Origin of the sequence: Moorena sp. SIO4E2 (assembly GCF_010671945.1) — a bacterium.
Classification (GTDB): domain Bacteria; phylum Cyanobacteriota; class Cyanobacteriia; order Cyanobacteriales; family Coleofasciculaceae; genus Moorena; species Moorena producens.
The window spans coordinates 1-8,591 of the sequence record NZ_JAAHIE010000325.1; the positions used below are offsets into that span (position 1 = coordinate 1).

Annotated in this window: 11 protein-coding genes; 4 read left to right on the forward strand and 7 right to left on the reverse strand. The window is 43.8% G+C overall.

What is annotated here, in order from left to right; translation table 11 throughout:
* Window positions 1-194: hypothetical protein (locus F6K37_RS25750; protein WP_287253097.1), on the forward strand; the 194-nt coding region annotated here is incomplete at its 5' end.
* A gap of 48 nt (window positions 195-242) precedes the next feature.
* Here the strand turns inward: F6K37_RS25750 and F6K37_RS25755 are convergent.
* From F6K37_RS25755 to F6K37_RS25765, 3 genes are all read right to left on the reverse strand, one after another.
* Window positions 243-377, reverse strand: a complete 135-nt coding sequence (locus F6K37_RS25755) for a hypothetical protein (protein WP_267875741.1) — start codon at window positions 375-377, stop codon at window positions 243-245.
* Window positions 378-393: 16 nt separating this feature from the next.
* Window positions 394-939 carry an EF-hand domain-containing protein gene (locus F6K37_RS25760; RefSeq protein WP_008184793.1) on the reverse strand — a complete coding sequence of 182 codons (546 nt, stop codon included), beginning with the start codon at window positions 937-939 and terminating at the stop codon, window positions 394-396.
* A gap of 435 nt (window positions 940-1,374) precedes the next feature.
* Window positions 1,375-2,958 (reverse strand): flavin-containing monooxygenase, encoded by a 1,584-nt coding sequence (locus F6K37_RS25765; protein WP_287253103.1) that lies wholly within the window; start codon window positions 2,956-2,958, stop codon window positions 1,375-1,377.
* A gap of 590 nt (window positions 2,959-3,548) precedes the next feature.
* Between F6K37_RS25765 and F6K37_RS25770 the strand changes: the two genes are divergently transcribed.
* The gene (locus F6K37_RS25770; RefSeq protein WP_287253105.1) at window positions 3,549-4,034 is read left to right on the forward strand and encodes a tellurite resistance TerB family protein; all 486 of its coding nucleotides are present in this window, start codon (window positions 3,549-3,551) and stop codon (window positions 4,032-4,034) included.
* Window positions 4,035-4,128: 94 nt separating this feature from the next.
* Entirely contained in the window at window positions 4,129-5,148 is a 1,020-nt protein-coding gene (locus tag F6K37_RS25775) for a methyltransferase (protein WP_287253107.1), read from the forward strand.
* Window positions 5,149-5,222: 74 nt separating this feature from the next.
* Here the strand turns inward: F6K37_RS25775 and F6K37_RS25780 are convergent, their stop codons facing one another.
* Together F6K37_RS25780 and F6K37_RS25785 are read right to left on the reverse strand one after the other, a co-directional pair.
* Window positions 5,223-5,366 (reverse strand): hypothetical protein, encoded by a 144-nt coding sequence (locus F6K37_RS25780; RefSeq protein ID WP_158026791.1) that lies wholly within the window; start codon window positions 5,364-5,366, stop codon window positions 5,223-5,225.
* Window positions 5,367-5,387: 21 nt separating this feature from the next.
* Entirely contained in the window at window positions 5,388-6,674 is a 1,287-nt protein-coding gene (locus tag F6K37_RS25785) for a Glu/Leu/Phe/Val family dehydrogenase (protein WP_287253116.1), read from the reverse strand.
* Window positions 6,675-6,934: 260 nt separating this feature from the next.
* On the opposite strand from F6K37_RS25785, the gene F6K37_RS25790 reads away from it, so the two are divergent.
* The gene (locus F6K37_RS25790; protein WP_287253111.1) at window positions 6,935-7,525 is read left to right on the forward strand and encodes a DUF4126 domain-containing protein; all 591 of its coding nucleotides are present in this window, start codon (window positions 6,935-6,937) and stop codon (window positions 7,523-7,525) included.
* Between the two features lie 148 nt (window positions 7,526-7,673).
* On the opposite strand, the gene F6K37_RS25795 is transcribed toward F6K37_RS25790, so the two are convergent.
* A complete protein-coding gene (locus F6K37_RS25795) occupies window positions 7,674-7,898 on the reverse strand; it encodes a DUF433 domain-containing protein (protein ID WP_071107000.1) in 225 nt (74 codons plus the stop codon).
* A gap of 130 nt (window positions 7,899-8,028) precedes the next feature.
* Window positions 8,029-8,591, reverse strand: a 563-nt coding sequence (locus F6K37_RS25800) for an SUMF1/EgtB/PvdO family nonheme iron enzyme (RefSeq protein WP_287253114.1), incomplete at its 5' end; no start/stop codon positions are given.

The window sequence follows — 8,591 nt, forward strand, 5'->3', positions numbered from 1 at the left end:
TAGGTGCGCTTACAGTCGTCGAATTAAATTCGCCACGGGTCGCACCTCTGCATCGCTTTGCGTCAATTCTTGTCCACTGTTCCGGTGATCCGCTGTTCCCTGTTCCCGACAACTGCCGCGAAGTCTATTGTAAGGTTCTATGTAAGCATTCAGCCGTCAGCTATCAGCTAATGCGCTACGCGCACGCTACTTGAGGTGCTAATGCGCTACAGATGGTGCTACTTGAGGTGCTAGCAGGCGCTTTAACTGCACAGGGTCGGATCAGAGGAGCAGGGGTTTTCAACCAGCCGTACCAGCACCGTCTTGTTTACTACCTCCCGTTGATTTGCTGACGGCTGACAGCTGATAGCTGTTGGCGTAGCCTGCGCGTAGCGCATATGCTTACCGTTCTATCTACCCTTGACCAAAGACAAAATTACCAGGTGCTTCGGGATCTTCACTACGGAAGAATTCATCGATCAGCTCGATATGTTTTTCTTTAGAAATGGAGTCATCATCCTTTAAATTAAGCCGTTTGAATACCTCGTTAGCCAAATTTTCATCACGTCCGGCGCTTCGATACCATTGTCTGTATTCCTCCAAATCCAGTTGCTCATCCCCATTAGTATCAAATAAGCTAAAGACGAAACCGGCGATGCCCTTTATTTCTGCTTCATAAGCGTCTTGGTCATTAAGGATATTCTCGATATATACCAACCATTCCTCTAAAGATATCCTATTGTCACGATTGGTGTCTGCAAACTTTTGCATACTATCCCAACGAGACATTAACTTCGATTGAAAGGAATTGTAGTTGGGTGAGCCTGGCTCCCAGCTGCGAAGCTGAGAGTAGCTTTCTAGGAAGCGCTCAAAATCCGCTTGCTCAATGAAACCGTTATTGTCGGCGTCATACATTTCAAACAATCTTGGGAATTTCTGCTTCTGCAATTCAGTTAACATAATTATTTTCTCCAGGGAGTAATAAATTCAAGTTTACACTATGTTTACCGTAGGATAACTAGTGGGACACAATTAATACACCGTTGGTTACAGCAACAGCTGATGGTCAGGGTAAAAACAGCGTCAGCTGATAGCTGAATGGTTACAAAACAGCTAATCTAGCCTTGGTGATAAATTCATAAAAAAGACTATTTGTCAAGGGTTTGTTAATAAATTTTAATCAAAGCCCCAAAATCTTGCTGTGATTGGTATTTGGGAATTTGCCTTTCTATACCAGAGGTAAAATTAACGTTTGATCGTTGTGTGTATAAGTTGGCGATATGCTCTGCTGCGCTGTATGCGATCGCATCTACCAACTACATCTACCAACTACATCTACCAACTACATCTACCAACTACATCTATCAACTTTTGTGACCTATTGTTGACCACAGCCTAACTTGATTGAGCTTTGTTTATCACCAAATTCATAGCAAAATAGAGCGGATTCATCAACCCCTTAACTACAGCCTTGAACCCATAAATTACACGACCTCTTAGACCAGCTTTGACAACTACGACACGATGGAATGGACTCACTGGTAACTTCCTAATTAGCTCTTGAGCCAAAGCTTTCTTTTGGCCTGGTCCTCGCAAACGAAACTGGGTACCTTGGGTCGGACCATATACGATAGTAAGCCAGAGCCGAGGATGTAAGAAAAAGTATTTCCACAAGGGCGGTTTGCACCCAATTAAATCAGCTAGCTCGTCGATATAAATATGATAATCAAGCAAGCTTCGGATCCGAGCAGCATTATGTTCAAACTGTTCTAAATATTTGGCTTTATCGATAGATGTCACCTTCTCCATTTCCTTAGAAGCCGGAAGAGTTCGTTCCCCAGTGCAAATCAAGGCCAAAAATCTGGCTTGCATTTCCGTAATAGGAAACTGACTGCCAATGGCCGGACGTGCCCAACCAATCCAAGCGATTTTGTCCCGATATTTGGCATGAAAGATATGTTTGTAAAGACTCCGGGGGTCAGTTGTTCTCAAGTGCTCAGGTAGGAAAGACACATAGTTTTTGTAGCCGGTACAAAATACTACCGCATCCACGTTTTCAAGGGTTTCCCCATCAGCCGCGATCAATGTCGAGCCACCATCTTTTACCTTTACTATTTCGCCGACCACTTGACAGCCGTGATAGACAATTGCCTTGGGTAAAGAGAAATTTTTAGTTCCATAGCTTCCCCAGACCCCTTTTTTAGCTTTAACCTTCTGATTGAGTTTAACTGCAATGTCGTAAGTTGGATCATTTTGGCTCAACCACTTTTTAAAGAGCAATTGGGTCAAAGTATGTCCATAGTCCCTTGGTAGACCGTATACACCGCGATGACTAGCATTATCGAGAGCAAAGGAACCCCTCTTTCTGGGTATTATCCACCCAGCTGAATTGCGAAGACTGACCCAGCACTTGTTGGCGACACGAGATATTTCTAGGGCTATGTCTGAAGCTGACTCACCTCCCCCAACCACTAATACGGTTTTGCCCACAAAGTTATTGGCATTACGATATTCCTTGGAATGGGAAAACTCCACTTCAGTTAATAAGTCTTTCCACTCTGGATAATTTGAGATACTGTTGTTACCAATTGCCAATGCTACCCGTTTTGAGTGCAAAATCTCTCCAGAGGCTAATTTAATTTCCCACCCTTGATTTTCTTGAGGAGTGACTGCTACCACTTTATAATTGAAACGAATTTTATCTAAAACACCAAAATGTTTGGCATAGCTTTTCCAATAGTCAACTGCTTCGTTCTTTGTCCAGAATTTGTGCTGATTGCCATCACCTATCCAAAAGTCCGAAAACATACTAAATGCGCAAGAGGTAGTCAGCACTAAACTGTCGTAGGCATTGGCATAAACTCCTCCCACATCCTCTGCTTGCTCTAAACAGATTACCTCGCCTACTCCTTGCTCCAGTAATTCTTTTGTAGTAACTATACCGGCTGGCCCTGCTCCAATCACGATGCAATCGAACATACTATAGCAATTCTGATACTGCTCTGTAAAAAGCTTATCATTTGAAGGCAAAAGGCATCCATTCAAAAGGCAATATTTAAGATGATCTTAAGGTAATCATCCTCAACTAATACTGTACCTGATTACTGCGATCAACGCGCTTATTTAACTTCTGATGTCGGGAGTAAGCACAAACACAAATGAATCCGCGAGTATAGATTCAGCAACAGCGACGTTATAACCAACACGGAGCAAATGATTTGGGCGATCAACGACACTCAAATCCGGGAAAGCCAACCCAACTCAATGATCTACAACGAGCACAGCCGAAAGGTTGTGGCCGCTGACTAACGAGATTGGGACGAATCATTCCCCCCAAACTATCGACGATAAACGAGGATTTATTGGTCTATCGTTGTCAGCAATTGCTGGGTAAGCAAGACTTGATTAGGGGGCTGACTTGCTTTGAGTGGTGGCCGATGACCTGACAGGCCTAATTATCAGTAATTATCCGAACTTGATATTAATATAGAACTCACATCGCCACATCTCAGCGCAGCATGTATACTTCATGATATACTCTGGTCAGATAAAATTAGCGAGATTACATTATGTCTAATTTAGAGCAGGATGGTAAAGTTTGGCTACTCAATCATTTTTATGGGGTGGAAACTCCTCCACCCGATCAAGACTATGAAGCTTTTGTCAAAGCTGTTCTAATTTGTGCAAAAGCAGACGGAATTATAGAACCAGAAGAAAGAAACTGGGTTGCTGGTCGTGCTGCTGTATTTGGAAAAACCGGCTACGAATTGGCAAAAACTTACCCAGCTGATGAAGATCTCCTTGACGTTCTAGCTGATTCGCCTATTGCCAACAAACATAGTCGTCGTATAATTATTTATACTGCTATTCAGGCTTGTTCTGCTGACCGAGAATATCATGAAGAGGAACGGGCAGCAGTTTACAAAATGGCAAAACGTCTTGGGGTGGAAGAAGAGGTTGTTAAACAGATTGAGCAACTTTGTATTGAGGAAGCCCAGACCAGAGAAAAACGTATTTCTATCCTATTTCCGGAAGGCATTCCTTCTTTTAAGTAACATCAACCTGATTTAAACATTTTTCCACAAGTACCCAAGTATGTTGGTATTTGTGGTTATTTCTATTGGTTCACCTAGTAAGTGTTCTTGATAAATGACAGAAGAACTCATGCCAATGGTAGTCATGAAGCAAATGCTTTATGGAGGAATAGTTGCTAAGTCCATACAGGCTGTAGCAGAACTGGGAATTGCTGATCTAGTTGCTCAACAACCTAAGCATGTTAAAGAATTGGCAGAAGCCACGGGAACCGATGTCTCATCACTATACCGCCTGCTGCGAGGTCTGGCTATGCTTGGGGTATTCAGGGAAATTGTAACAGGAGAGTTTACCAATACTCCTCTATCTGACTGCCTGCGCTCTGACTTTCCCGGTTCACTGCACGATCTTGCCCTGTATGTTCCTCATGATGGTAATTGGCGAGCATGGATGCACCTGATGGATGTGCTAAAAACAGGCAAAGCTTCCTTTAAACAAGCTAACGGATTAGAGCTGTTTGAATATCTTAATACCCATCCAACAACTGCTGAACATTTTAACCACTCAATGACCTCATTGTCTGTCTCTGTTGCCGCAGAATTTCCTCAGGTGTATAACTTTAAGGATTTCGGCTCAGTTGTGGATGTAGGGGGAGGTCATGGTCTTTTGCTCGCATCAATTCTCCAAGCTAATCCCAAGTTACGGGGGGTACTTTTTGATCTTCCCTCGGTTATTGAAGGAGCGCTGCCGTTTCTAGCAGAAAAAGGTGTGACCAAGCGATGCGATCTGGTGGCAGGTAGCTTTTTTGAATCGATCCCAGCTGGTCATGATATTTACCTAATGAAGCATATTCTGCACAGCTGGAGCGACGAGCAGGCAACAGAACTATTAAGTTGTTGCCGAAAAGCCATTCCCCCACATGGTAAGCTTCTCATTCTCGAAATGCTGATCCCTGCCGGTAACGATTTCCACCCTGCCAAATGGTTTGACATATCAATGATGGTATCTTTAGGAGGTAAAGAACGGACTGAGCTAGAGTTTCGCCGACTTTTGGCTCAGTCTGACTTCAAGTTGCAGCGAATTTTACAGATGGAGTCTCCAGTGGTGATCCTTGAAGCCAACCCTGGTATAACCTGAGTTTTCACGGGATATTTTTTCTTCAAGGAGTCAGTGGCCTAGGGTGTGTTAGGGAGCGGCTCACCCTGATTTTATTAGTAGCCAGTGTTGAGACAGCCCGTCCGGGAATGAAACGGGCAAGATGCCCGTTCCACCAAGATGCCAGTTCCACCCACCGGGTCAAACTGGTAGAGCTGACGGCTGATAGCTGATAGCTGAATACTTACAAAGTACCTCACCCAATTAAGAACTGTAATATGTCAAGTTTTACAATAATAATCCCTAGTTCCTTTAGCATCCAGGGAGTCTCCCAGGCGATTCAAAGCATGAACATAAGCAGCTGTGCGCATGGAAACCGCTAGTTCCTGAGAAAGTGACCAAATTGTTTCGGTTTCTTCCACCATTTTCTCTTTCAGACGCTGATGGACTTCATCGAGCTTCCAATAGTGTCCACTGCGGTTTTGTAACCATTCAAAATAGCTAACGGTGACACCTCCAGCATTAACCAAAATGTCAGGAAAAACATAGATGCCTTTTTCTTCCAAACGATTGTCAGCGGTAGAGGTTACTGGTCCATTCGCTACTTCAAAGATATAGTTTGCTTTGATATTATCAACGTTTTCTTCGGTAATTTGATTTTCCAAGGCAGCGGGAATCAAGACATCTACATCTAAGGCTAAAAGGTCTTGATTAGTAATGACTTCATGCTCAACAATATTGCAAACGCTACCTCGACAGTAAACAGCTTTAATGCCTTGACTGGATGTTTTGTATTGGCGAATACTGGGAATATCTAACCCTTTTTTGGCATAAATACCCCCTTGAGAATCACTGACAGCCACAACTTTATAACCAGCTTTAGCTAACAGTTGCGCTATCACAGCACCAGCATTACCAAATCCTTGCACGGCTACGGTGGTATTTTGAGGCACCTGGTCAAATTTGGGCAAAATGGATTCAATCACAAAAAACGCGCCAGTAGCAGTAGCGGTATCGCGACCAACACTTCCTCCCAGTGCCAAGGGTTTACCTGTGACGACCCCTGGACTGATTTGACGGCGAATGACGCTGTATTGATCCATCATCCAACCCATAATCATGGAATTGGTGTAAACGTCGGGAGCGAGAATATCAATATCAGGCCCAATGAAATCTGCGATCGCATCGATGTAACCACGACTTAACCGTTCCAACTCCAGCTTTGATAAGGCTTTAGGATTTAGAGTAATTCCCCCTTTGCCACCCCCGAAGGGCAAATTTAAGGTGGCACATTTAAAGGTCATCCAAAAGGCTAAGGATTGGACTTCATCTAAACAAACATTGGGATGATACCGCACTCCCCCTTTTGCTGGTCCCCTGGTGGTGTCATAGCGAACCCGATAGCCCTGAAACATCTGTAACGAGCCATCATCCATACGGACTGGGATAGAAACGCTCAAACTAGATTTGGGATATTTTAAGCGTGCGATCGCATCCTCGGAAATTGACACATATTTCAATGATTTCTGCAATCGTTTACTGGCATCAGCAAATAATGACTCAGACATGGCCTTATTTCTCCAGCTAACAATATTTACCATTTACCCAGTCCTGGTTATTTCAGGACTTACGCAAAGCCCCCGTTGGTCCCCCAATTATGGGGGACTTTGACATCATTCCCCCCCAATTTTGGGGGGTTAGGGGGGCAAAACCAACTCAACTTCGTAAGTCCTATATTTAATTTAATCACAAAAAAACTGTATATTTTGTTACATTATGCTAAGCTTTACTGGTTTATACTAAACCTCTTGCCAAAGTAACTACACTCATGATTGCACTCCTCGCCGCCCTCTCAGCTTCCGCTGCGGCAGGAATGAGAATTGCCCTGCCTCTGTTGGTAATTGGTTTGCTCCACAGTGACCAACTGTGGTCGAAGGTACCGTTACTGTCACAGATTCATCCCCCAGTCTTGCTGACTATCTTGACAACCTGGTCATTGGTGGAACTATTTGCCTCCAAAAAGCTATTAGGACAGCGAGTCTTGCAAATAGTTCAGCTAGTGTTAAGTCCTCTAGTGGGAGCAATTCTTGGTATTGCTGTGACTCAGTTTGCCGAAGAACTAACGGGATATGTCTGGGTAGTCGGTATTGTCGGCGGTTTATTAGCCTTTGTACTCCAGTTAGTTCAAGTGGGATGGTTCTACCGTTTGCGTGGCTTACCTCTGTGGGTAGTGTTTCTTCAGGATTTTCTGTGCGTAGTTTTGATAATCTTAGCTTTTGATGCTCCAGAACAAGGAGGATTAATCGCTTTACTGCTACTGTGGCTAGCCATTCGCAGTTCTAAGCATTGGTATCGTTGGTATGTTCGAGGGAAGCGTTCCCGTATCAGTGATCAAAGCCATGACCAGAATCCTGACTGAAGGTGATAACTTTTAGGGGAGAATTGCTGCGCTATACTCGTGGTTGCTAAGGGTCTGTTGGGAGAGCCGTTTTTAGGTTTTTATAAAATAATGTTTTTTGGCATATTCCCAATAATTCGATCTGAAATATTTTCGTACAAAAGAAGTTTCACAAAGATACCACGAATAACTTTTTCTCAAGCTCTGCGGCAAAAGCAAGACAGGCTTTGATGTCTTCGGAGGTTAGTTCAGAAAAATCTTCTATAATTTCTGCTTCTGTCATTCCCCCGGCCAGATATTCTAAAATGTCGTAGACGGTAATGCGCATGCCTCTTATGCAGGGTTTACCACTGCGTTTACCAGGCTCGATGGTGATGATGTGGCGATAGTCCATAGTTTGTTAGTCTTGTGTTATTTAACTCAATGTTAAAAGAAGCCCCACAGCTCCGGTGTTGATAGCTGATAGCACCTCAAGTAGCATCTCAAGTAGCGCATATGCTTACACCTTTTTTTACAACAAAAAGCTATGAAGCAGCAATTCTAAACCCAGCATGTTGGTAGAAGTAGGGACGGAACCAGTTACGATAGAATGTCGATGCTTCTGTTCCAGTAGTCACCCAAGCACCACCAAGCATCATGTTATGTTGGGTATCAAAAAACGGAGCAGAATAATCTTCATAGAGCCGATGGGCCTTGAATCCTGGTAGCGGCTTGAAGTCATCACTCAGCCACTCCCATACATTCCCCCGCAAGTCATAGAGTCCAGCAGGACTTTTAGCGGTTTCTAACATACCCACTGGGCTAGGTGAGCCAAACTTGAGATTTAGATTGTAATCCTCGATCGCAAAGGGGTCTTGCTGGAAATTTGTGCTACTTTCACGTCCGCCAGCAGTAGCAAGATTCCATTCCGCTTCACTCATCAAACGAATCCCTTTACCCTTCCATCGACAGTAAGCCATGGCTTCATGGTGATTAACTTCAACGGGCCAATCGAGAGGTAGGTCAATCTCGTCAAACAGCGCTCGATACTTGTAGCCACAGTTTTCGCCACCATTGCTAGCTATCCAGAATTTAGGGTGCTTAATAT

Bases quoted from the DNA above. Each gene is read 5' to 3' on its own strand.
- F6K37_RS25755 (WP_267875741.1), bottom strand. From the start codon at position 377: ATGCGCTACGCGCAGGCTACGCCAACAGCTATCAGCTGTCAGCCGTCA.
- F6K37_RS25760 (WP_008184793.1), bottom strand. From the start codon at position 939: ATGTTAACTGAATTGCAGAAGCAGAAATTCCCAAGATTGTTTGAAATG.
- F6K37_RS25765 (WP_287253103.1), bottom strand. From the start codon at position 2,958: ATGTTCGATTGCATCGTGATTGGAGCAGGGCCAGCCGGTATAGTTACT.
- F6K37_RS25770 (WP_287253105.1), top strand. From the start codon at position 3,549: ATGTCTAATTTAGAGCAGGATGGTAAAGTTTGGCTACTCAATCATTTT.
- F6K37_RS25775 (WP_287253107.1), top strand. From the start codon at position 4,129: ATGACAGAAGAACTCATGCCAATGGTAGTCATGAAGCAAATGCTTTAT.
- F6K37_RS25785 (WP_287253116.1), bottom strand. From the start codon at position 6,674: ATGTCTGAGTCATTATTTGCTGATGCCAGTAAACGATTGCAGAAATCA.
- F6K37_RS25790 (WP_287253111.1), top strand. From the start codon at position 6,935: ATGATTGCACTCCTCGCCGCCCTCTCAGCTTCCGCTGCGGCAGGAATG.
- F6K37_RS25795 (WP_071107000.1), bottom strand. From the start codon at position 7,898: ATGGACTATCGCCACATCATCACCATCGAGCCTGGTAAACGCAGTGGT.